At 64.0% G+C, this 24260-nt stretch carries 19 protein-coding genes; 6 read left to right on the top strand and 13 right to left on the bottom strand.

Translation table 11 applies throughout. From position 1 onward, the window contains the following. Positions 1-11 precede the first annotated feature (11 nt). From DD559_RS02965 to DD559_RS02945, 5 genes are read right to left on the bottom strand one after another with little or no spacing between them, the layout of a single operon-like run. Positions 12-920, bottom strand: coding sequence for a hydroxypyruvate isomerase family protein (locus DD559_RS02965; protein WP_116467877.1), 909 nt, complete (start codon positions 918-920; stop codon positions 12-14). Then, positions 917-1282: a c-type cytochrome gene (locus DD559_RS02960; RefSeq protein ID WP_116467876.1), complete on the bottom strand. Its 366-nt coding sequence runs from the start codon at positions 1280-1282 to the stop codon at positions 917-919. Before DD559_RS02960 ends, DD559_RS02965 begins: the two co-directional genes overlap by 4 nt. Beyond that, positions 1279-2427: a Gfo/Idh/MocA family protein gene (locus DD559_RS02955; RefSeq protein ID WP_116467875.1), complete on the bottom strand. Its 1149-nt coding sequence runs from the start codon at positions 2425-2427 to the stop codon at positions 1279-1281. Before DD559_RS02955 ends, DD559_RS02960 begins: the two co-directional genes overlap by 4 nt. Continuing rightward, the gene (locus tag DD559_RS02950) at positions 2424-3488 is read right to left on the bottom strand and encodes a sugar phosphate isomerase/epimerase family protein (RefSeq protein ID WP_116467874.1); all 1065 of its coding nucleotides are present in this window, start codon (positions 3486-3488) and stop codon (positions 2424-2426) included. Before DD559_RS02950 ends, DD559_RS02955 begins: the two co-directional genes overlap by 4 nt. Beyond that, on the bottom strand, positions 3485-4732 hold the full coding sequence (locus DD559_RS02945; RefSeq protein WP_206364434.1) for an MFS transporter: 1248 nt from the start codon (positions 4730-4732) through the stop codon (positions 3485-3487). The genes DD559_RS02950 and DD559_RS02945 overlap by 4 nt, the downstream gene beginning before the upstream one ends. A gap of 127 nt (positions 4733-4859) precedes the next feature. Here DD559_RS02945 and DD559_RS02940 point away from each other — a divergent pair, with 127 nt between their 5' ends. Beyond that, positions 4860-5861, top strand: a complete 1002-nt coding sequence (locus DD559_RS02940) for a LacI family DNA-binding transcriptional regulator (protein ID WP_116467872.1) — start codon at positions 4860-4862, stop codon at positions 5859-5861. A gap of 1 nt (position 5862) precedes the next feature. Here DD559_RS02940 and DD559_RS02935 read toward each other — a convergent pair whose 3' ends face one another. After that, positions 5863-6801 (bottom strand): 3-keto-disaccharide hydrolase, encoded by a 939-nt coding sequence (locus DD559_RS02935; protein WP_116467871.1) that lies wholly within the window; start codon positions 6799-6801, stop codon positions 5863-5865. A gap of 340 nt (positions 6802-7141) precedes the next feature. On the opposite strand from DD559_RS02935, the gene DD559_RS02930 reads away from it, so the two are divergent. The 3 genes from DD559_RS02930 to DD559_RS02920 are packed head-to-tail and all read left to right on the top strand — an operon-like array spanning position 7142 to position 9748. After that, positions 7142-8305 (top strand): KpsE/RkpR family capsule polysaccharide export protein, encoded by a 1164-nt coding sequence (locus tag DD559_RS02930; RefSeq protein WP_116467870.1) that lies wholly within the window; start codon positions 7142-7144, stop codon positions 8303-8305. Between the two features lies 1 nt (position 8306). After that, positions 8307-9104, top strand: coding sequence for an ABC transporter permease (locus DD559_RS02925; protein WP_116467869.1), 798 nt, complete (start codon positions 8307-8309; stop codon positions 9102-9104). Continuing rightward, positions 9101-9748, top strand: coding sequence for an ABC transporter ATP-binding protein (locus DD559_RS02920; protein WP_116467868.1), 648 nt, complete (start codon positions 9101-9103; stop codon positions 9746-9748). Before DD559_RS02925 ends, DD559_RS02920 begins: the two co-directional genes overlap by 4 nt. A gap of 87 nt (positions 9749-9835) precedes the next feature. On the opposite strand, the gene DD559_RS02915 is transcribed toward DD559_RS02920, so the two are convergent. From DD559_RS02915 to DD559_RS02890, 6 genes are read right to left on the bottom strand one after another with little or no spacing between them, the layout of a single operon-like run. Further along, complete coding sequence (locus DD559_RS02915) at positions 9836-11008, bottom strand: AGE family epimerase/isomerase (protein WP_240610093.1); 1173 nt, start codon at positions 11006-11008, stop codon at positions 9836-9838. A 31-nt stretch (positions 11009-11039) separates the two neighbouring features. Beyond that, positions 11040-12218 (bottom strand): HAD-IIIA family hydrolase, encoded by a 1179-nt coding sequence (locus DD559_RS02910; RefSeq protein ID WP_206364433.1) that lies wholly within the window; start codon positions 12216-12218, stop codon positions 11040-11042. Positions 12219-12241: 23 nt separating this feature from the next. Continuing rightward, complete coding sequence (locus tag DD559_RS02905; protein WP_116470671.1) at positions 12242-13291, bottom strand: GHMP family kinase ATP-binding protein; 1050 nt, start codon at positions 13289-13291, stop codon at positions 12242-12244. Positions 13292-13307: 16 nt separating this feature from the next. Further along, entirely contained in the window at positions 13308-14273 is a 966-nt protein-coding gene (locus tag DD559_RS02900; protein ID WP_116470670.1) for a GDP-mannose 4,6-dehydratase, read from the bottom strand. A 15-nt stretch (positions 14274-14288) separates the two neighbouring features. Next, positions 14289-17744, bottom strand: coding sequence for a glycosyltransferase (locus tag DD559_RS02895; protein ID WP_133243767.1), 3456 nt, complete (start codon positions 17742-17744; stop codon positions 14289-14291). Further along, positions 17741-20083 (bottom strand): hypothetical protein, encoded by a 2343-nt coding sequence (locus tag DD559_RS02890; RefSeq protein WP_133243766.1) that lies wholly within the window; start codon positions 20081-20083, stop codon positions 17741-17743. Before DD559_RS02890 ends, DD559_RS02895 begins: the two co-directional genes overlap by 4 nt. 390 nt (positions 20084-20473) lie before the next feature. Between DD559_RS02890 and DD559_RS02885 the strand changes: the two genes are divergently transcribed. Continuing rightward, entirely contained in the window at positions 20474-21325 is an 852-nt protein-coding gene (locus DD559_RS02885) for a class I SAM-dependent methyltransferase (RefSeq protein WP_165830960.1), read from the top strand. Positions 21326-21368: 43 nt separating this feature from the next. Here DD559_RS02885 and DD559_RS02880 read toward each other — a convergent pair whose 3' ends face one another. Then, positions 21369-22640: a 2OG-Fe(II) oxygenase gene (locus tag DD559_RS02880; protein ID WP_206364432.1), complete on the bottom strand. Its 1272-nt coding sequence runs from the start codon at positions 22638-22640 to the stop codon at positions 21369-21371. Positions 22641-22885: 245 nt separating this feature from the next. On the opposite strand from DD559_RS02880, the gene DD559_RS02875 reads away from it, so the two are divergent. Continuing rightward, a complete protein-coding gene (locus DD559_RS02875) occupies positions 22886-23701 on the top strand; it encodes a class I SAM-dependent methyltransferase (RefSeq protein WP_116467862.1) in 816 nt (271 codons plus the stop codon). Positions 23702-24260 lie beyond the last annotated feature (559 nt).

Genomic DNA, 24260 nt, shown 5'->3' with positions numbered 1-24260 from the left:
TTCTCTCCCCCTCAGCCGGCGTCGATCGCGCGATAGGCGGCGATCAGCCGCTCCTCGCCCGCCCGACCTTTGATCGAATTGCCATGTTCCATTCCGATCACCCCAGCATAGTTGCGTGCCCGCAGCCAGCGAACGATGGTTGCGTAGTTGATTTCGCCGGTCCCCGGTTCGTTGCGGCCGGGATTGTCGCCGAACTGGATGTAGCCGATCTCGTCCCAGCACATGTCGAGCGTCGGGATCAGGTTTCCGGACTGAATCTGCTCGTGATACAGGTCAGCCAGCACCTTGATCCCCGGGCTGTTCGCCCCCCGCGCCACCGCATAGCCCTGGGCGATGCTCTGCATGTAGACGCCCGGATGGTTGGTGCGGGTGTTGAGCGGCTCCATCACCAGCGCGAAGCCATGGGATGCGACGATGTCACCAGCGCGGCGCATGGTGTCGATCACCCGCGCCGTCTGGATGTCCAGCGGCACCTTGGGATCGAGGAAGCCGGTGACCACCGTCACCCGCGTGGCATTCAGCCGCTTGGCGACGTCGATCGAGGCGCGGATGTCCGCCAGGAACGCCTCGCGCTCGGCGCCGTCATTGGCGCCAAGGATCGGGCGGGACTGCGCCCATTTCGGCATGGCGGCGACGAACACGCCCATGGTCATGCCGCGGCTGGACAATGCCTTGGCCATCGCCACCTGCTCGTCGACCGGGCGGCCGGCGGCTTCATTGTCTTCCCAGGCGGTGAAACCCTGGTCGGCAGCGAAGGCGATCTGCTCCAGCCGGTTGCCGCGGCTGGCGAAGCTGCCCTCGTGCGGCGCGAAGTGGAGCGAGAAGCGCGCCGCGTTCGACTGGCCGCGCGCGGCGGCGGAAGACGCCGCCAGCGGGGCAGCGGCAGCACCCGCCAGCACGGTGCGGCGCGAGACGCTCATTTGCCGCCCGCGGCCTTGAGATAGGCGATGATCTGGGCGCGCTTGGCGGCATCCGCCATGCCGATCGGCATCCGGGTGCCGGGCACCTTCTTCATCGGCGCGGCGAGGAACTGGTCCAGCGTCGCCGCATCCCAGGTCAGCTTGGAATTCTTGAGCGCGGTGGAATAGTTGAAGCCGGGCAGCGATGCCGCCGGCCGGCCAACGACGCCGTTCAGATTGGGACCGACGCCGTTCTTGCCGCCCTTCTCCACCGTGTGGCACGCTTTGCACGCCGCGAAGGCGGGCGGGGCCGCAGTCTGCGCCCAGGCGGGAGCACTCGCCGTCAGCGCCGCACCTGCAACAAGGGCCATCCAAAACTTCATTTACGCTCTCCGGGTTCGATTTCGGTCCATTTTTGGTCGGCGTTCGCGTTGGCGATCATCGCCTCCACAAAGGCCATGGTGCGCAGCCCATCGGCCAAACCGGGACAGCCGCTGCCCGCTTCGCCGCGAATGGCGGCCGCGAAGCCGCGATAGAGGTTGGCGAAGGCCTCGACATAGCCTTCGGGATGCCCGGCCGGGGTGCGGAGGAGGGGGGTGGTGCTCGCCCCCAGGCCGGGACCACCCGCGCGGACGGTCTCTGCCGGGCGATCGAGCCAGCGCAGCGTCAGCGTGTTCGGCTCCATCTGCGCCCATTCCAGCCCGCCGCGCTCGCCATGGATGCGCAGGCGCAGGCCGTTTTCCTCGCCCGCCGCGACCTGCGTCGCCTTCAGCGTTCCACGCGCGCCGCCCGAGAAGCGCAGCAATGCACTGACATCGTCATCCAGCCGGCGGCCGGGGACATGGATGGCGAGTTCGGCCGACAGCGTCTCGACGCGCAGGCCGGAAACATGCTCGGCGAGGTGGAAGGCGTGGGTGCCGATATCGCCCAGGCAGCCACCCAGACCAGCACGGGCCGGATCGGTGCGCCATTCGGCCTGCTTGTTGCCTTCGGTATCGAGCGACCCGCTGAGCCAGCCTTGAATATATTCCACCTGCACCAGACGAATGGCGCCGAAATCGCCGCGGGCGACGCGCGCGCGCGCCTCCTCGACCAGCGGATAGCCGCTGTAGGTGAAGGCAAGGCCGAAGCGCTTGCCGCTCGCTGTGGCGGCGGCTGCGATGGCGCGCGCTTCGCCGCCGTTCATCGCCATCGGCTTTTCACAGAAGACGTGGAAGCCGGCATTCAGCGCGGCGATGGCGACCGGCGCGTGGAGATGGTTCGGCGTGACGATCGCCACCGCATCGATGCGCTCGCCTTCGGGCAGCGTGGCTTCGCCCGACAGCAGCGCGTCATAGGTCGGATAGACCCGCGCCGGATCGAGCCCGAGCAGATCGCCGGTGCGCGCATTCTTGCCCCCATCGGTGCTGAACGCGCCGGCCGCCAGCCGCCAGTCGCCGTCGAGCGCCGCCGCCATGCGGTGCACGGCGCCAATGAACGCGCCTTCGCCGCCGCCGACCATGCCGAGCTTCAGCGGATGCCGGGTCATGCGTCGCCGCGCCCCAGCCCGAGCAGATTACGGATCGCTGCCTTGTCGACACCGCTTGAGGCGAAGTCATCGAACGCGCGCTCGGTGACACGGATGATGTGGTCGCGGATGAACGGCGCGCCTTCGCGGGCGCCGTCCTCGCTGTTCTTCAGCGCGCATTCCCACTCGATCACCGCCCAGCCGCGATAGCCGTACTGTGCAAGCTTGCTGAAGATGCCGACGAAATCGACCTGCCCGTCGCCGGTCGAACGGAAGCGGCCGGCGCGGTTCGCCCAACTCTCATAGCCCCCATAGACACCGCTGCGACCGGTGGGATTGAACTCGGCATCCTTCACGTGAAAGCACGAGATCCGGTCGTGATGACGGTCGATGAAGTCAAGATAGTCGAGCTGCTGCAGCACATAGTGCGACGGATCGAACAGGATGCGCGCGCGGGGATGGTGGTTCACCGCCTCCAAGAAACGCTCCCAGCTGGCGCCGTCATGGATGTCTTCGCCCGGATGAATTTCGAATGCGCAATCGACGCCCGCTTCCTCGAACACGTCGAGGATCGGCAGCCAGCGGCGGGCGAGTTCGGCGAACGCCTCTTCCACCAGCCCAGCCGGACGCTGCGGCCAGGGATAGACATAGGGCCAGGCCAGCGCGCCCGAGAAGGTAGCGTGCGCCTTCAGCCCCAGACGGGCGCTGGCGCGCGCGGCGAGCTTGACCTGCTCGACCGCCCATGCCTGGCGCTCGGCCGGCTTGCCGTGGAGCTCGACCGGCGCGAAGCCGTCGAACAGCGTGTCGTACGCCGGGTGGACCGCGACCAGCTGGCCCTGCAGGTGGGTCGAAAGCTCGGTCGGCTGGATGCCGAACTTGTCGAGCCGGGCGCGCAGATCGTCGCAATAGGCCTGGCTCTCGGCCGCCTGCTGCAAGTCGATCAGGCGCGGGTCGCACGGGATCTGCACCCCGACATAGCCGAGGCCGGCTGCCCATTCGGCCATATGGTCCAGCGTGTCGAACGGCGCCGTGTCGCCGAGGAACTGGGCGAGGAAGATGCCCGGGCCCTGCATCGCGGTCATGCGTGCGTCTCCGTCTTGGTGTTCTTGAAGGTGAACTGGAACAGCAGCGCGATCACTGCCGCGGCGATGGCCGGGTACCACCACATATGCTGCCAGTCGGCGATCGTCGGCGTGGCCGGCAGCTGGGCATAGAGCAGCCCGCCGATCTGCGAGCCGAGCAGCATGCCCACGCCATAGGTGAACAGCGTCAGCATGCCCTGCGCCTGCGCATTGACTCCCTTGGGCGTCGCGATGGTGCCGGTGTAGATTGCGCCGGCGACGAAAAAGAAATCGTAGCAAACACCGTGAAGCGCGACGCCGGCATAGATCGCCCAGATGCCCGCGCCGCCATCGCCGATCGCGAACAGCGCGTAGCGCAGCGCCCAGGCGACCATGCCGACCAGCAGCAGCGGCTTCACCCCGAAGCGGCGATAGAGCCACGGCATCGAAAACATGAACACCAGCTCGGACATCTGGCCGATGCTGAGCGTGCCGCCGACATTCTCGATCCCCGCCGCGCCGACATAGGGCGAGGCATAGGCATAATACATCGCGAGCGGGATGGAGATCAGCGTCGCGCAGAGGATGAAGATCAGGAACGAGCGGTTGCGCATCAGCCCGAAGGCTTCGGTGCAGAACACCTCGGCGGCGAGGCTCTTGCCCTGCGGCGCGTCAGGCGTGACGTTGGGCAACGTGATGCTGTACAGGCCGAGCGCGAGCGAGGCGACGCCGGCGATCTGGAAAATCTGCGGGCTGGCGGACAGGTGCGCCCAGCCGATGAGCAGCCCCGCGACGATCCAGCCGAGCGTGCCGAAGGCGCGGACGAACGGGAAACGATCGACTCGCTCGCCAAAGCTCTTGAGCGCGATCGTGTTCGCCAGACCCACCGTCGGCATGTAGAGGATCATGTAGCCGAGCAGCAGCCAGACGAAGCTGGCGCCATGCTCGGGGGTGAGCAGCGTGGGCAGCACGAACAGCAGCACGCCGCCGACGAGGTGGAGCACCACCATCAGCATCCTGGGGCTGAGGAACCGCGCGGCCGCCATGCCGAGCAGGAACGATCCGACGATCGAGGCGATCGGGCCGACCGAAAAGGCGTTGGCGATCAGGCTGCCCAGCCCGACCGTCTGCATCACCAGCCCGAGCGTGACGTTCCACGCCCCCCAGACGAAGAATTGCAGGAACATCAGCGCACTCAGGCGCCCCGTCAACAATCCCGATACCGGCTGCGCGTGGTTCGCAGCCATCCCTTCAGCAGCGGCCATGCGCTTCCTCTCCCCCGGACGCGGCTGTGCCGCCGTTCGAATCGCAGCCTATGCAGGCTCGGCGATGATGTAAAGGATTACATCGTTTCCTGTCGACACGATCCGCCGCAGGCGACATGACAAGCGGATGACGACGATTATCGAGGTCGCGGCCGCTGCCGGCGTTTCGACGGCAACCGTGTCGCGCGTCCTCAGCCAGCCCGATCGGGTGGCGGAGGCGACGCGGGTACGCGTACTCGAAGTCGTTGATGCGCTTGGATATCGTCCCAATGTCGCGGCACGCACGCTGCGCACGCTGCGCGCCGCCAAGATCCTGCTGACGGTGCCGGATATCTCCAACCCCTTCTTCGCCAGCGTGATTCGCGGTGCCGAGGAAGCGGCGCGCGACGCCGGCTATGCGGTGGTGCTGGGCGACACCCGCCACGATCCCGAAGTGGAGGACCAATATGCCGAGATGCTGCTGCGCCGCGAAGTCGACGGCCTCGTCTTCCTCGGCCACCGCCTGCCGGCCAGCCTCGTCTCGCTGGTAGCGGCCAAGGGCGGCATCGCCCCGATCGTCAACGGGTGCGAATACAGCCCGGATATCGGCGTGCCGAGCGTGCATATCGACAATGCGGCCGCCAGCGGCGACGCGATCGAACATCTGGTCGCGCTTGGCCACCGCGATATCGGCGTGATCACCGGCACCCCGATCAGCCCGATCAGCCGCGACCGCCTGGCCGGCGCGATGCGGGCGGCAGAGCGCCATGGGCTGGCCGCGCGCCTGCAGGTGCGGGTGGGCGATTATTCGGCGGACTCCGCCTGCCGCGAGGCGCGCGCCCTGCTGGAAGGTGCGGTGACCGCCATCTTCTGCTTCAGCGACGAAATGGCGGTCGGCGCGATGAGCGCGGTCACCGCGGCGGGGCTGGACTGCCCCCGCGACATATCGGTGATCGGATTCGATGATCTGCCGCTCGCCCGCTTCTTCCTCCCCGCGCTCACCACCATCGCCCAGCCGAAAGGCCTGATCGGCCGCCACGCCATCGAATTGCTCGTCGATATCCTGCGCGGCGGCGAACCGCGGCAGCGGCAGGTGACGCTCGCGCACGAACTGGTGGTCCGCCGCAGCACCGCGCCGCCGCCGCACTGAATCAGTCCCGCGCCACCACGATCCGCGGCAGCCTGGAAATCGGCTCGACCATGATGCGCCGGAACCAGGTTTCGGCGCCTTCCGACTGCAGCTGGATCTGGCCGTGCGTCAGCGGCGTGCGGCTGCCGTCCGCCGCGATCACCGCCAGATCGCGCACCTCGGCCACCGGCACGCCGTTGACGACATGGATGGCCCGATCGCCCAGCACATACAGGTCCAGCGTGTTCCATTCCCCCACCGGCTTTTCGGCGTCGCGCGCCGCCTCGACATTCCAGGTCGGCGTGCCGTTGACCATCTCCACCACCCGACCATCGGTGCGGAAGCGCAGATGCGGCGCGATCAGGGCGGGATCCACCCCGGCGGTGCTATGCGCGCGCATCTGGCGGCCGACCATCACGATCATCCCGGTCGAGCCGCGCATGATCTCGAACTCGGCGGAGGGGCGCCAGGTGCCGAACACCTCCCCCGGCCGGCCATGGGTGTGATAGAGCAAGCCGTTATTCTGCGGCAGAGCCTGGCGCGGCGCATAGGTGCGCGCGCCCCATTTGAACTGCAGTCGCAGGTGATAGTCGCGCAGATCGGCGGTGTGGACCAGGCTCCCCCAGGTCTCGCCCCTGATCCAGATCGCCGGCTCCCCATCGACGGTGCGCACCGCGAAGTCGCCGCTGGTGTCGCGGCCAGTGCCGATCGGTGCCGCCCCCGGATCGGCCTTGTAGGTGATCGACGGATCGGCATAGCCGAGCCATGGCTGCCATTCGCGCAGGCTATGCCCGTCGAACAACATGCGCGGCCTGCCCGCCGGCGGCGGGATATCGGCGACCATCAATCGCTGCGGCGCCCCGCTCGTACCGCCGACGACGGCACGGGCCTGCTCCAGCGATTCCTGCGCAGGCGCGGCGGCAGCCGGAAGCAACAACAGCAACGCCCATGTCCGCATCATCGTCCGCTCCCCTTGTGCCGGCATGGCCTAACCACATGGCTGCCATGCATATTTCCGCGATTCCCGGCTACTCGAGATGGTAGCGCTATCGCGGCTCGGAGCAACCCACGACAGGGTCGTAGATTGGCCCGCCGCAGCGCATTGTGACGATGCCTCGACGCTACCGCCTGGCTGCGGCGATCCACCCGGACTCCGCGCCGCTGCAGCGCTGAACCGCATCCCATGGGGAAGGCGGCTCCCCTATTGCAGCTTGCGTGCATGACGGGGATGCCTTAGCGCCATCACGATCGATCAAAGCGGCCAGGCCCTGGCGGCCTGCAAGGATATATCCAGAGTTCCTATGAACGTTGAACACTCGTTCGTAATAGACAATGTCGGCACCAGCCGCCGTTCGCCGTTCGGAGCATGGCTGAAGAAGTATCGATGGTTTCTGATATTTGTTGCACTGCCAACCGCACTATCCGCGATCTATTATGGCTTTATTGCGTCAGACATCTACATTTCTGAATCGCGCTTTGTCATTAAAAGCCCGGATCAGAAGCGGTCCCAGACGTCGACGTTGGCGAACCTCATCCAGACAACAGGCTTGTCGGGCGGACAGGAACAGACCAACGAAGTGCTTTCCTATGTGCGTTCGCGCGATGCCTTGAAGGCGCTCGAGCAGGACCCGAACATCCGCGCACGCTATGCCACGCCCAAGGCGGACTTCCTTTCGCGATTCCCGCAACCGCTTTCGACCAACTCGTTCGAGCATTTGTACAAGTTCTATGGCAAGATGGTCGACGCCAGCCTGGATCACGAAACCAACGTTGCCGTTATCCGCGTAAAGGCGTTCAGCCCCAACGATGCCTATGACATCAACCGGCGCCTGCTTGGGTTGAGCGAAGCGCTGGTGAATCGCCTGAATGCCCGCGCCCAGGAAAAGGCAGTTGCCGAGGCGCAAAAGCAAGTCGACCAGGCGACGCAGCGCGTGAAGCGCGCCCGCGTCGCCCTGGGGCAATATCGCAACCAGCAGGCGCTGATCGATCCCGCCAAACAGGCGGTGGGGGCGCTCGAAATCTCGAATACCCTGATCGCCCAGCGCGCGGCGCTGCAGGCGCAGGTCGAGCAGATGGAGCGGACCGCGCCCAACAATCCCTCGCTTTCCGCGCTGCGCAGCAAGGTGCGCGCCATCTCCGATCAGATCGCCTCGCAGGACAGCCGCGTTGTCGGCCCCGGCAACGGAATCGCATCGAAGATCGGCGGTTATGAAAACCTCCTTGTAGAACAGGAGTTTGCCACCCAAAGCCTGAACGTTGCCAATGCATCGCTTGTCCAGGCGGCGGGCGACGCGCAGCGCCAGCAATTCTATCTGGAGCGGGTCGTCGATCCCAATCTTCCCGATATGCCGCTGCTCCCCCAGCGGCTGCTGAACATGCTGGTGGTCTTCGCGGTCGCAACATGCCTGTATCTGATCGGCTGGATGCTGGTCGTCGGCATTCTCGAGCACGCACCGGACAATTAAGATGGAGACGTCCAACCTCGATCGCCTTCGGCGCGGTGCGCAGGTTCAGCTCCGTGTGATCCAGGCCCTGATGATCCGCGAGCTCACGACCCGCTTCGGCCGTGAGAATATCGGCTTTCTCTGGATCATGGTCGAGCCGCTGCTGTTTGCTGGCCTCGTCGCGATCATCTGGCGCTACATGAAGGGGCCGGAGGAACACGGCATCGGGATCATCGCATTCGTCGTGTCCGGCTATATTCCCATCACGCTATTCCGGCATGCGATTTCCAAGTCCGTCAGCATCTTCATCGCCAACGGCGCGCTGTTGTATCACCGGCAGATCCATCTCTACGATTTCATTTTCGTTCGCTTCATGATCGAGATGATCGGCGGCATGATGGCCTATCTCTTCATCGCGACCGTCCTCATCCAGTTCGATGTCTTCCCGGTTCCGAACGATATCGGCCTGTTCATGGCGGGCTGGCTGTTATACGCGCTGTTCGTCCTGTCCCTCTGCTTCATCATCGCGCCGCTTTCGGAGATGTCGGAGGTTCTTGAGAAATTCATCCCGGTGACGACCTATGTCATGCTGCCGTTCTCGGGATCCTTCACCATGTCTTCGTGGCTCACGCCGACATTGCGCGAATATCTGATGTATTCGCCGTTCGTGAACGCGGTGGAGATGATGCGCAAAGGGCTGTGGGGCAACAAGGTCGAGGCCTATTATGATCCCTGGAACCCCATTCTGTGCTCGATTGTCGCCACCGCGATCGGGCTTATGCTGTGCCGGCATGTTCGCAAGACGTTGACGGTCGAATGATCACCTGTCGCAACGTCAGCAAGGCCTATGGCCGCGGGGGGCACCGGAACTTCGTCTTCCGGGATGTGGATTTCGAAGTCGCGCATGGCGATCGCATCGCGTTGCTCGGCCGCAACGGCGCGGGCAAGAGCACGCTGATCCGCCTGATCGGCGGCGTCGAAATGCCGACGAGCGGGCGCATCGCGCGCAACATGTCCGTATCCTGGCCGCTGGGATTCACCGGCGGGTTTCAGGGAAGCATGACCGGCTACGACAATGCCCGGTTCATCGCGCGAATCTACGGACAGGACTATGCCCGAACGCGTGCCTTTGTCGAGGAATTCACCGAGCTCGGGGCGCAGTTGCGCAAGCCGGTGAAAACCTATTCGTCGGGAATGCGCGCGCGGCTTGCCTTTGCGCTTTCGCTTTCGATCGAATTCGAATGCTACCTTATCGACGAGATCATCCTCGTCGGCGATCAGAACTTCCAGAGGAAGTGCATGGTCGAGCTTTTCGAGAAACGCAACGACCGCACCATGATCCTGGCATCGCACAGCAACGAGTTCGTTCAGCAATTCTGTACCCGCGCGCTCGTCCTCCAGAGCGGGCGGGCCGTCCCCTTCGACGACGTCGCCGAGGCCGTTGCTGCATATAGTGCACTCTGACGATCGGCGGCGGGGCGCTGGAAAGCAGCGCCACGAAACGGACCCTGCGGCCCCCATCGTGATCGCCGCTTTCGATGCCGTCGACGGTCAGGCGGAGATCGCCGCCCCCATCGTTGCGCGGTGCAGTTCCAGAACCGCACAGGCGATGTGATAGAGCGAGCTACCCGGTGCAAGTTCTTCCACCCAGCTACCGTCCGCCTTCAGCTTGTCGCGCCAGAGGCCGGGGATCGCTACGTCGAAATATCGTTGCAGGCCGGCAACCGCGGCAACGGCCTCGACCGCTTCTTCGGCAGCGCCCAGGCGTTGGAACCGTGCCACCGCCGCCTTGATCCGCTCCGTTTGCGGCCACAGGCGCGCATCCGCGTTGCGAACGGTACCGTCGACCAGCACCTCGTTGATCGCCACGCCCTTGGCGATGCCGGTGCGCCGGGCAAAGCCGGTAAGCGCGTCGGAAATGGCGGCGCCTTGCGGCCAGCCGCCTTTCGCCATGCGCTCGAACAGCCATGCCCATTCGAAGCAATGGCCAGGCTCTGCGATCTTCCCTTCCTCACCGGCGGCGGGCACCAGCCGATCGTCGAAATATTCGAGCAACGCACCGCTCTCGCGATCGAGGAAGCGGTCGATCGCAAGACTGCCGATGGTCTGCGCGAGCGCTTCGAATCGCGCGCGCCCGCTGGCCTCGGCAAGCGCCTGTGCCGCTTCGAACAGATGCATGTGCGGGTTCTGGCGGCGGATTCGGCTGTCGACGATCTCGCCTTCGGTGAACCCGCCGGCCGGATGGCTCCAATGGCGCTCGAGGACGGACAGAAGCGCTTCCGCCACATCGAAACAGTCGCTCCGCTGGAGCGCCGCGCCGGCAGCGCCCAGCGCGAACAACACGAAGGCCTGGTCGTACAGGTCGGCCCGGCCATCCAGGGGGGCGCCATTCGCATCGAGCCGGTGCACGAAGAAGCCGTCGGCCCGGCGCGCGCGGGCGATGAGGAGATCGATCGTCTCCCCCACCAGCGCCTGCCATGGCCCCTGCCAGCCCATTTCCCCGATCGCGCAGAACGAGAAGATATGGCGTGCCTGAACGAAGGTACGAAAATAGCTCGGATCCGCGATGCCGGCCAGCGAGATCCGTTCGGCGAACAGGCCGGACGGCGTACGCCCCCGCGTCGCCCACAAGGGCGCCGCTACGTTGCATAGCCAGTCCCTGCTCTCCGCCGCTGCGGCACGCAAGTCGCCAAGCGGCCCGCGATCATAAACGTCCATCGTCATCAGAAACTCGTTCCCCGGTCGGCTGTTCAGTTCACGTCAAGCGCGGGGCGAGAAACGCCCGCAGATTTCCACCTTCGAAGCGGTGCGCGGCGATCCCGGCCGCCTCGGCGGCGGCGAGGTCGGTTGGCTGGTCGCCTACCAGCAGGCTGTTCGCCCGATCGACCGGCCAATGCGCCATCAGGTCGAGGATCATGCCCGGCTCCGGCTTACGCCACGGATGCGGACCCCGATAGGGTTCGACCACCCCGTCCGGATGATAGGGGCAGTAGCGCCAGTCATCGACGACGGCGCCTTCGGCGCGCAACTGCTCCCCCATCAACCGATGCAGCCGCTGCACGTCGGCCTCGGCATAATAGCCGCGCGCGACCCCGGCCTGGTTGGTGACGACGAACACATAATATCCCCGCGCGTTCGCGAGACGAACCGCGTCCGCCGCCCCCTCCATCCAGCGGAGCCGATCGAGCGAGCCCACATATCGGTCATCATGGTTCAGAACGCCGTCGCGATCCAGGAACAGCGCCGGCCGCCGGCGCTGCGCCGGAATGGCCGATTGCGCCAGCGTATAGGTTTCCGGCAGGCCGATATCGAGGAAGAATCCATCATAGCGCCGCGCGCGCAGTTCTCCGCGCGCGATCAGCGCGGGCAACAGATCTTCCTCGATCGAAAAGCGCCCCGCATAGCCGTCGAGATCGCTGCGGCGCAGAAGATACACGCCGCCGTTGATCAGTGCCGGCCGCTCGCCCGCACCGCGCGGCCGGATCGCCACGACCTGGCCGTCCGGCCCGACATCGAGGCTCTCATACCGGTCCGCCGCAGGAACCGATCGCGCGGCAACGGCCGCATGCGATCCGGCGACACGCGCCAGATCCAGCCAGTGGAAATCGAACCAAGTGTCCCCGTTGAGCAGCAGAAAGCGCTCGTCCAGCAGCGGGCGGGCCCAGGCCAGCGCGCCGCCCGTGCCCATGGGTTCGGGCTCCACCGAAATGTCGATGCGCACCCCTTCGGGAAGCGTTTGCGCGCGGGCATCGACATAGCGCTGCACGACATCGGAACGAAAGCCGGCGAGCAGCAGGATATGCTGAAATCCCCGCCGGACGGCTTCGCCGATCAGCACGTCGATGAACGGCCGCTCCCCCACCGGCAGCAGCGGCTTGGGCGTCTCGCGCGTCAACGCGCCGAGCCGCGTGCCCAGGCCACCGAGCAGGATCACGCACTGCCGAGGCGGGCTTACGCTCATGCCCGCACGGACCAGGCTTCGGCGCCGTCGAAGGTGAGCTTGACCGAGCTCGCCTGGCCGCCATGCTCGTTCAGGTTGCGGATCAGGCCGTAGCGGCGCTCCGGATCCACCAGCAGCATGATGAAGCCGCCGCCGCCCGCACCGGAAACCTTCCCGGCCCAAGCGCCGCTCTCCATCGCCACGTCGAGCAGGCGCTCCACGGTGGAATTCGATACGGAGGAAGCGGTGCGCTTCTTCGACAGCCACGAGTTTCGCAGCACCTCGGCGGTCTTGCGGATATCGCCGGCCAGCAGGTCCACCTTCATCCGGTGCGCGTGATCCTTGATCTCATGCATGGCAGCGACCGTAGCGTCGTTCAGTTCCTGCAGGCCGCCGACCTGCTGCCGGATGATATCCGCCGATTCGCGCGATTGGCCGCTGAAGCAGATCACCAGCGACGATTCGAATTCATTGAGATAGTCGGACCGCAACCGCAGCGGATTGACGATGACCCCAGCGCCATCCTTCAGGAATTCGATGAAGTTGAATCCACCGAACGCGGCCGCATACTGATCCTGCTTGCCGCCCATCAGGCCAAGCTGCCGGCGTTCGATATCATAGGCGAGCGACGCGACGTCATAGGGGCCGAGCGGCAATTGCATCGCGTGCCGAAACGCCTCGATCAGCGCGACCGTCAACGCCGACGAAGCCCCCAGGCCCGAACCCGCGGGAACGTCGATCGTCGTCGTGATCGTCACCGGCTCGGCCCTGCCACCATTATATTCGAGCATCATGTGGCGATAGACCGCACGGTGCAGGCAAAGCCCTTCGCGGATATCGAAGTCCAGCGAACAGGGCAGGCTTTCCTGCGCGGCAAGGTCGTCCGCCTTGAAATGGATGTCGCCCCGGCGGTTCTTCGTCAGATGCGCATAGGCATAGCGATCGATCGTGGCATTGAGCACCACGCCGCCATGCACATCGCTGTAGATCGCGAGATCCGTACCGCCGCCGCCAAGCCCCAAGCGCAGCGGCGAGCGCGCCCGGACATTCGCCGAAAACCAATGCATGCCCTGAACCGCCCGATCAACCATGACGACGATATTGTTCCTGTTCATACGCGAAAACGTCCGCAAGCGTACGACGCAAATCCAGCTTGGGACTCCACCCAGTATCTCGGCGGATCTTGGTCGTATCGCCGAAAATGATCGCTTCATCGGAGGGCCGCAGGAGCGCGGGATCCTGCTCCGTCGGCAATCTCCGCCCAGCCGCTTCGAAATACATCTCGAGGATGTCGGATATCTCGTAGGCTATGTCGGCACAGATGTTATAGGCTTCGCCGGGCGTGCCCTTCCTCGCCAGCGCGATCAAGGCATCCACCATGTCCCGAACGTCGATGATGGCGCGCTTCGTCTTCAGGTTGCCGTGCCGCACCGGCACCTCTTCATGCAGGCTCCGCACGACGGCTCGTCCGAAATCGGACACGACATCATTGCGCTTGCGGGGGCCGGTGCAGTTGAAGATGCGCGCGCGAATACAGCGCAACCCGTGATTGAAGTGATATTGGTGGCCCAGCAGGTCCTGCGCCACCTTGCTCACCCCATAGGGATGCAGCGGAAGAAGAGGCGCATCTTCCCCGATGGGGATCCGGTCCGGGGTCAGGCTGGCGCCATATTCGGCCGACGAACAGGCGATCACGGTCATCGGATCATAGGCGGCGTCGGTCTTTCGAACCGCCAGAATCGCCTCGAAGACGTTGATGGTACCTTCCACATTGACGCGGCACGTCCGCCAAGGATCGGTCCAAGAAACCGTCGGGAGGCTCTGCGCCGCGAGGTGATAGATTTCCGTCGGGCGATGCGCTTCGATCAGGTCGAACACTGCCTGCCGATCACACACGTCGAGCGGTGTGAACGCCACCGATGGATCCACCGTCGTCATGTCGATGGTCGGATCGAGGAACGTGGCGAGTACCTCATGGCCTTCACGGACCAGGATTTCTGCAAGGTGGGATCCCATCATCCCACCCGCGCCGGTAATCAGGATCTTCACCATTCTACTCCGTGGTTAGTGTCGGCGCGGCATCAGGCGGCGGAACAGCGATTGCAGAGCCGCCTTGGAGTAATGACGTAGTATGAAGTCGAGCGCCGCATCGGCGCGCAACATTGCCTGCCTGCGATCCGAAAGCGCCAGCAACACCGCCTCCGCCAATTGCTCGGCGGTTTCCCCGACGAACAGGTGCCGGTCCGGCGCCTCGATGCCCTGGGCACCGGTAGGCGTGGTCGCCACCGGAACCCCCATCGCCATCGCCTCGATCACCTTGCCCTTGACCCCGGCGCCAAACCGCAGCGGCGCGACCGCGATCGTCGCCTCGGCATAGAGGCGCATCAGCCGCTCGTCCGAAACGAAGCCCAGAACGTTCACGCCCGGCGAGGCAAGATCGAGCACCTCTGCCGGCGGCTTCGAACCGACCACGTCGAGAACGACATCGGGTCGACGCGCGCGGACGAGCGGCAGCACCTCCTGCACGAACCAGAGGATGCCTTCGCGGTTCGGCGTGTGATTGAACCCGCCGACGAAAAGCAGACGCGGAGCCCCCTGCATCGAAAAGGTGGCGAGCCGCTTGCGCGATTGTTCGACCTGATCCCGATCGAACAGGAACACCGGATTGGCAATGAACTCCCGCTTGCCGCCGATCGCGTTGCGAACGAAATCGACCTCTTCGGGCGCAGGATAGAATATGACGTCGCTGCCGCGGCAGACGCGGAATTCCAGATCGCGCATCGCATCAATCGCACGCTGGTCGGTCTCTTGCCCCAGCGCCTTGGCCGCTTCCATGCGTTTGAAATGAAGATCGTGGCCATAGTACAGGATCGGTGCGGTCGTGTGCTGCCGGATCGAATCGATATAATTGGTGGCGATATGCGGGCGGCTCAGAAAGACCGCATCATATAGATCGGCGCGCGCTTGCAGAAACGCATCGAAACCATCGCGGAATTCCGGTCCGTAGATCACTTCAACACCGAGCGCCTGAAGGCGGGGCGTATATTCCGGATCGCGCCACAGATTGTCGGGCCAGAAGGTGACGATACAGTCATCTTCCAGCAACGTGTTGATATACTGATAGATCGTCCGTGAACCGGCATCCTGGTCTTCCTGCGGCACATAATGATCCACCAGCAGGATGTGTCGCTTTCCGGAGGATCGATCCCTGGCGCGCAACACTTCGTGGGCATTGGGATAGTGATCGCGCTCCAGCACCGACCGCCAGCGTTCGAACAAGCGCTCCTGATTCTGGACCTGATAGGCTTTGATGCCGCTCGCCAGATCACGGCCATGGCTGCGGCCCTCGTGGTGGATCACCTCCGCCGCGGGGTTCATCAGCGTCCGGTAGCCGGCGTCGCGCAGCCGGAAGGCGAGATCCGAATCCTCGCAATAGGCGGGGCTGTAGAGCGGATCGAAGCCGCCCATTTCCCGCCAGACGGTCATCGGCAGCGCGATGGCCGCTCCGGAGCAATAGTCGACGTCCTTCAGATAGGAGAATTCGGGCGCCCTGGGGCGCTGCCCCCGCCCGAAATTCCAGGCGGAACCGTCCCGCCAGAAGATGCCGCCGGCTTCCTGCAGCGTGCCATCCCAGTTGATGAGCTTCGCCCCCACCAGGCCAACCCGCTCCATGCGTTCGAAGGGAGTGACCAGTGCATCCAGCCAGCCCGGCAGCACGATGGTATCGTTGTTGAGCAGTACGACATACCGGCCACGTGCAGACCGGGCCGCTTCGTTGCAATTGCCGAGGAAGCCGTGATTCTTCGCGTGGCGAACGTGCCGCACGCATCCGCCGATCGCGGGAATCAGCGTCGCAGTCGCATCCGTCGAGCAATCATCGGCGACGATGATTTCGTAGCTGAACCGGGACGAGGCGTTCAACACGCTGACAACGCACAATATCGTATCAAGAATATTGTTGTAGACGGGGATGATGATCGAAACGTCCGGCTCCCCGCTGGTGGCCTTCGCCACCTGTTCGGCAAGCGCGCGGGCATGGCCGACCAGCATCGAGGCCGCGTCGGACGATGGAAACGCGTCCGCCGTTTCCTCAAAGGCCGCCATCACCGAATAAAGGTAGCGGACGCCTTCCAGAAAGGCATCGCCATAGACGGGCAGCAGGAAATCCCGTGTCGTCTGGGGAAGCCAGTAATTTTTGAGCGGCGGCGGCGGCCAGGATTCCGGCAGCGCGAGGGGAGGGAGAATCTGGCGCGCGGGGGCCGGCGCGCCGGCACTCGGCGCGACGGACGGCTGCGCGCGCAGTTCCGATAGAAGCGCGGCCAGATCGATCTGCGGGGCATCGATGACCGGCTCGCCATGGAGCAGATAATCCAGGATGCCGCGATCGCGAAGCGCGGCCGGAATCCAACGCCGCGCACGTTCGCCGACGCCCGGGATCGGGCAATCCCGCCCCTCCGCCTGGCCGAACGCGAGATAATGCGTCAGCGGTTCCACCCCGGCGTCTCGAACGTCGGGATAGCGATCAAGATACAGCGCGGGATCGAACACCGGATTGGGGCGCCGCCCCTCCCGCCAGCCGTAGAGAAGATAGTGCTGCAACGGGCTGATATTGCCGTCGGCGCGGACATCGGGATTGCGCCACAGATACCAGTCATTGGCAAACCAGGGATGCGGATCCCGGCCTTCGCGCCAGCCTGCCGTCAAATAGTGGCGTAGCGGCGAAACCTCTCGCCCGAAGAGGAAGCAGCCGTTCGCGCGATACGCCGCCGCATCGAAAAGAGGATGCGGATCGACGTGCCACAGGCTTCTGCTGCGACGATATCGCGCGCGGGAGACACCCGAAAGCTGCGGGTTGCGCGAGCGGATCCATTCGGCATCGAAGAGATAGGCCGGCACCGGCGGCTGGCGCCATTGCCGGATCGACCAGGCTTCGGGGGCCACGACTGGCGGAATCTGGCGGACCATCTTGCGCTTGGCGTCCGCCAGTTCCTGCCGGACATTGCGATGAATGGTACGAAACGTGCTCCGTTCCCGTGCTTCGCTGTCGCTCAGGCCCTCCGCATTGGCCAGCAATGCCGGAATCGCTACCGGTGCCACCGCCGGAAGCCCCGCCCCTGCCGCCGCCGTGCGGTGCTTGATCTGGTCGAGTTCACGCCGCATCGCGGCGGTTTCCTGCGCGAACGCATCGCACCGACGCTGCAGCATCCCGAGTTCGGCATCGGAGCTGGCGATTTTGGCAGCGGCGCCGCTCAGTTCTTCCCGCAGGCGGGTGAGATCCTGCCCGGTCGCGCCATCACCGGCCACGCCGCCCGGCGTCTCGGGTTGCGACCGCGGCGACGGAGAACGCCCCAGCCGTTCGCCCAACCACAGATAGTGACGGGCGGGATCGACGCCGGACTGCGCGACATCGGGGTATTCGCGCAGATACCACTCCGCATCGAAGCTGCCGGATTCGCGCAGGGCACGGACGTTCTCATCGGAAACGTCACTCAGACAACGCCAGTCCAATCGGGAAGTCACCAGGTGCGTCCTTCAAAGATTCCGTGATGCGCATAATGGTCCAGGGCGTCCCAGCCGGCCTGGGCGACATCGGGATTCGCAGCATAATAGGCGGAATAGTCAATCATTCCGGTACGTTCGGCCCTCGCGCGAATCAACCGCCGCCGCATTCCCAGCGGCACCAGCCAGATCCAGCGCGGCAGGCGGCGGTTGAACGTTACGAAGTCCGTAAGCCATTTTGCCTGCACCTGCACAGCTTCGACCTGCTCCAGCGCGGCTTCGGCCCGCACCTGTGCGGCTTCAACCTGCACCTGCGCGGCTTCAGCCTGTTCCGCGCGCACGGCATCGATGGTCGATTGCATATGCTGTTCCAACTGCTGCTGCAGTTGCACCAGGCTGGCCATTTCGCGCTCATATCGAGCCGCACGGGCGCCCGCATCGGAAACCTGGCCGGAGAGCGTGACGAGTGCACGCTCCCGCTCCGCCAGTTGCTCCTGCAGCGCGGTCGCTCTGGAGGCCGATTGTTGCGCCTCCCATTCGGCATGCAACTGCCGCGACTGCGCATCCAGCATTGCCCGTGCCTGGCTGCCAAGTTCTTCGGTCAGCCGGTTGACGGCATCGCGAAGCGTCGCCCGCTCGGCCTCGGCATGGTCCAAGGCGGAACGCAGCAACGCCTGGCTGCGCTGCTCCAGAGCCACTTCCGCCCAGGCCTGCGCGGCTTCCTCCTTGCGCTGGAGGAGCGCACTGGCCATTTCGGCGACCTTGTTCTCAAGCGTCACGATCTCGCCGCGCAGCGATTGAAGCAGCGCTTCCCGTTCGGCGGCACCAGCCGCCACGCGCCCGAGTTCGCTCGACATTCGGGCGATTTCGCCAAGCAGTCCCTGCTCCCGGCCCTGCGCGCCCCGCCGCTCCTCGCGCCGCAGACCCTCAAGGGCTGCGATATCGTCCCGCAGCCTGGTGGTCGCAGCCTGTTCCGCCTCAAGACCGTGACGGGCGGCTTCAAGCGCCGCCTCGGCCTGCGCCAGGTCCAACTGCGTTCGCTGGGCATCGGCGCGGTACCGCGCTTCCGCCGCTTCGAGTTGCTCCAGCAACGCCTGCCGCGCCGCATTGCTTTCGTTCAGCGCAGATTGAAGCACCTCACGAAGCGCGGCATCGGCGGCGCTCGCCGCCGCCGCTTCGGAAAGGCGATCCATTTCCTCCTGCAGGCTCTGCTCGCGGTTCTGTGCCGCCGTGCGCTCGGTGATCAACCGGCTCGAGAGAGCATCGACATCCGTGCGCAACGACGCGGCTATGGCGCGTTCGCCCCGAAGTTCCTCCCCGACCGTCTTGAGGGCGGCCTGCGATTCCGCCAAGGCACGCTGCAGCTGCTCGGCATCGGCAAGGTCCGGGCGCCGTTCGGCAAGCTCGAGCCTTTCGATCAGCCCTTGCCGAGCCTCGTTGCTTTCGTTGAGCGCTAGCTGCAGCGCATGCTGTATCTGCTGGGATGCCTCGATCTCGGCACGAAGCTGTTCCAGCGCGACGGTAGCCGCGCCCTCGTCGTCCGCGCGCTGGGTTTCGCCCGCCTCCCGTTCGGCATGGTGCAGCAGAACCAGGCCGAAGCTGGGGGCTGCCACGTCGAATTCGGCGCGCACCTGGTCCAACGCCGCATAATCGGCCGGATCCTCCCCCAATTCGCACCAGCGCTTCAAGATCGTATAGGTCTGCCGGACCCAGAGCGGCGAACGATGCCCCAGGGGAAGCGCCTCTTCCACATTCTGGTGCCGTGCATCGCGGGTCAGGAATCCATCGACTTCGGCGGCTGCAAGCACCGTCTTGCGCGGCCATACCAATCCGGTCGCCTCTTCCATCGCACGGCTTACCTGCGCCCAATCCGCGAGCAGTTGGTCATAGGCGAAGATATGGCGCGCGCGGCCTCGGCTCGCATGTTCCGCTTCCAGCACGTGCCGCAGCCACAAAAGCAAGCCGAAGCCGATATCGAGGCCATCGCGCTTCTGCAGCGATTGAGCGACCTCAAACGGATTGCGGATCGGCATCGCGACAATGACCTCGCACCCGAAATGCGTCAGCACGTCGAACCAGAAGGGCGCGATCCGGCAGATCCGCGGATCCTTGACAACGAACAGGGGGGAAGCACCGAATTCCGCGTTCAGCACGCCCAGCGCCCGATCCCGATAGCCGTCCCGCACCGGTGAGGCGTACCAGTCCTCGCTGAACGGCATCCAATCGTCCCAGCGACTTCCGGCCGAGGTGAGGATCTCGTCATTGAGCGATGCGACGGAGGCCGATTCCCAGTGCCCGGTAGCATTGCTTTCGCTTGGCGGCATCAGATCGACCGGAAGCGAGCACCCAAGCAGGTTCATGACCCGCGCGAACGCACTGGTGCCCGAGCGATGCATTCCGAGAACGGCAATACAGATCTTCCCCGGGACGCTATCGCTTCGGCGGTCCCCGCCCGCCGATGGCGAGGATTCGCCGGTCTTAATACCTCCGCGCGTATTCACTCCGGCCCCCAACATCAAGCTCCCGGTTCGAAGGCGCCGCTCGTTCGCCTCGCTCCCCATCCTACCCCTTAGCGTTCTTCCGCAACGCGCATCCGGCATCCATAGGACGTCGCCTTTGGACAGTAAACTGCAGCGCAGCAGCTCCGACACGATTTGGTCGCCGGATACCAACAAAGGGGAGCGAATGGTTTCGTTTGCGCAATCAAGTTGCGGGAAAATTTGGCGAATCCGTCCACGCTCTCTAAATGGGTGGAAACGCTGCAGTTGGAGCGACGGGGGTTTGCGTTGGATCTATCGCTGGATTTTCACGACATGCACTCTTGGAATGTGTTCCGTGGCACATTCCAACAGACGATCGACAGCGAGAAAATCGCCGCGATGGGGCGGCAGGTCCTGGCACATGGTTTCATCGAGCCGCTGACGGGCAGCATCGCGAAACCCGAGGAAATCATAGCCGGATCGGGCTTGCGCGAAGGACTGTCCTACCAGGGCATCGCATCGCGGGTTCGGGCGGTTCTCTCGGCCAGCGAACGGGCGATGGCCGAGTCCGGCGTCGTCTCCGCCCGCGCCTATGCACCCGAGGCAATGTCCGCATTCGCGATGAAACTGAAGGCCCATTTCCCGCGATGCATCAGCACTGAATACACGACCGATCCGGAAGAACGCGATTGGCTGTACCCGATCCCGTTCGGCGACCTTTCAGACCTGTTTCTGGAAAGCGACCGCTTTGATCTGGCCTGCACCAGCGACCTTCTGGAATATGTGCCCTCCATGGACGATGCGCTCGCCGAGCTCCGCCGGATCCTAGCCCCCGGCGGATGGCACATCGGCACCGTCTCGTTCCGATATCTCCATCAGGATTCCGAGCGACGGGCGGAAAGGATCGGGGATCGCATCGTCCATCATCTGGAAGCGATCCATAACGGCCCCCCGGACAGCGCGAAGGGCACGTTGATGTTCGAGCAACCGGGCTGGGATATCCTCGATCGCGCCCGTGCAGCAGGCTTCCGCAAGGCCTTCATGCGATTCCACCTGTCCGCGCGCCACGGCATCTTGGCGGAAGACACGGGCGGCGTGTTCGTACTGTGCTGCCAGAAATAGCCCATGCGCCGCCGCTACGCCGAACCCAGACGGCCGAAGCGCTTCAGCGAAACTCCACCGCACTCAACTGTACGCTGATCTGTCGCATATCGCTTTCGGAACCGCGGCGCGTTCGATCGACCTCCAGCACCACATCAAGCATCTCTCCCGGTGCAAACGGGCCGGGTATTTCCATTTCCGTGAAGGCCGGACCGGCAGCGACCGTCGCTCGAACGCCGTTCACCGTCCCGGTTATCGCCGTCGAATAGTCGATCGCATCGAGCTGCCAGAATCGAAAGACCAGCGTGGCGGCAGGCCGGTCGATGCGTAGCTGGAAACTCGTGCGCTCTCCCATCCAGCCGTCCGGATAGATCGGTTCGCGCACGGACAGGATCGTTGCAGCGCCCGCCAGGGGCAGCCGGCTGGCCCGCTTCCAATCACCGATCTGACGCTTCAGATCCTCGATGACGGACGAGAAGCGATATTCGCGCTTGTACATCTGTTTGAGATAATCGTGCCGCTGCTCGAGATTCCTGTTCACCTCTTCCATGTCCGCCTCCGTCAGCACGTGGCCGGCGCGAATATGGCTTGGCAATGGCGGCGGAACATAGACCGTACCGTGCTCCGGCGCCGTCTCTTCGGCTGGGCGCGATTTGGTATAAAGATAGATCGTAAAGCTCTTCCGGCTACGATGCCGCTCTTCGGGAGGCAGGGAAACCCGCCCGACGGAGTGCCAGCTGCTTTCAGTCGTCTCGAAGATGACACAACGGTTGAACTCCGGGATAACCGTCTTCTTCTGATCGTTCTTGAGATCCCAGGGATCCGTATGGAAGCTGATATCCCCCGCCCATTCCGGCTGCCAATCCTTGTTCAAATAGATGATGGCATTCAACCGACGATGATAGGCGGTATGGGGGTGGATATTAAAGTCATAATGCGCCTCTAGCCCCGCGCCATGAAAGTTCTCATGGGTACCTGCGCCATAGTACCAGGGATCATACTGTAGATCATCGATACCGGTGATTCGCTGCATAAGGGAAATAAACTCTTCCCCCTGAATATAGGTATCCACATCGAGGTAGATCCCGCCGATTCCCCGGACATCTGACACCGCAGACTTGGCGTTATGCACGCCAAATTCGTTCACTAGTTTCGAAGTATCTGAAACTGCTGGGAATTCGGCGAGCATCTGATCAGCGACCGGCGTCATCAGAAAATCATCGATGACGACGTGGCGGAATGGAGATGCGGACAGAAAGCTCTCTCGGATACTATCAGCCCGTTCCAACACGACCGGATTCAGCAACGATCTCTGCACAATGCCCCGCTTCTGCACATGCGTAGAAATATTTGGAAATCTTATGAACTGGCGATTGCCAGCATTCAATAGAGCTTTTGCTGTTTTGTTTCAGGATGTGCCAGCCCGTTGGGCATACGCGGACACAAAGCGAAAGCGGCTGGCGGCTCCTCCGTTTCCTCTATAAGCTGCGATCGAACGTAATTTTCCGAAATTGCGGGCGCGCGCATTGCGTGCGCGCCGCACCGGAGGAAATCGACAGCTTTCCATTAACTGGATGAATCATGGAAGTATTTTCTGATTTCGAAGGGTTTGATGCGTGGATGGCCTATCATGGCCAGCATGTCGGTGAAGCATTGCAGACCTGTACTGGCGCGGTCGAGACGATGTTGTCGCGCGGCTTTAAAGAGCCCTTGACCGGATATGCGAGCCATCCGGACGAAATTGGCGCGACCAGCAGTTTGCGCGAAGGGATGACGTTTCGTGGGATTTCCTCCCGCCAGCGCTCGGTGATGCGCGACATCGAAATCATCTGCGAGGAGAATCGGCTCCATTCGCCGAGAATATTCGCGGCCGAAGCGGTGACCCCCTTCGCCCTGCGCTTGGCGGGCCTGTTTCCGCGCTTCCTGGGAAGCGAGTACACGACGGACCCCGAGAAGCTGGACTGGTTGTATCCGATACCCAGGGAAGATCTGTGTGATCTTTCGCTGAAGTCCGACATGTTCGACGTTATCGTCACCAACGAGGTGCTGGAACATGTCCCTTCGATCGATGCCGCCCTGGCGGAAATATACCGCGTGCTACGACCTGGTGGATGGCATGTCGGCACGGTTCCTTTCTATTATCTGAGCGAAAAGTCGGAGCGAAGAGCGATTCTACGGAACGACGACATCGTGCATCTGCTTGAGCCAGAATATCATGGCGACCCGATGAATAACGAAGGTGGCGCCCTCGTATTCGAGATTCCCGGCTGGGATATTATCGAGCGCGCCAAGGCTGCGGGATTCAGCCGTGCATTTATGCGGCACCGCATCTCTGCGACATACGGCGTTGTATGTGAGAATATCGGTGGCGTCTTTACCTTCTGCTGTCAGAAATAGCGGATCGCGGAGGTCTTCCCGGCGGCACTGCTCCTTGTACTTGGCTGCATGGTCTCTGACACGCTGGGGAGACTCGCGGAGGCGGGAATCGGAATCGATGGCGTTGCAGCGTAGGAATGCGATGCCATGGGAACAGCGATCAGCGTGCGGGGACGGAAGCGTACCGCGAGGCGCGCCAGCACAGCAAGGAGTATGGTTCCAGGATGCAGCGCGCCGCGGGTGAGACGAACGCCGTGCCGCGGTGTTGGGCTGGATGGTCTCGCGGCAGATGATGGGGGAAGCTGTTCCGGTCGCCCGCTGCCGCACGATCGCCCGGCTGAGGTATGAGAGGGGCCGGACCAGCCCAAGGTTCCGCCGATGCGTCGCATCGTTGCACTGGCTGCGGAGCGCCGGCGGGCGCACGTCGGCGCCCACATCCGTTGCTGATGCCGCCGCTGCGCCTTGGAAACCAGGCATAAAAAAGCCGCCTCAGGGGTAGCTGAAGCGGTTTGGTGTGTTGGTGATTGGTTGCGGGGGCAGGATTTGAACCTGCGGCCTTCAGGTTATGAGCCTGACGAGC

Origin of the sequence: Sphingomonas pokkalii (genome assembly GCF_003096275.1) — a bacterium.
GTDB lineage: Bacteria > Pseudomonadota > Alphaproteobacteria > Sphingomonadales > Sphingomonadaceae > Sphingomonas > Sphingomonas pokkalii.
Note: the sequence above shows the minus strand (reverse complement) of the source record. Positions and strands in the feature narration are given on the sequence as shown.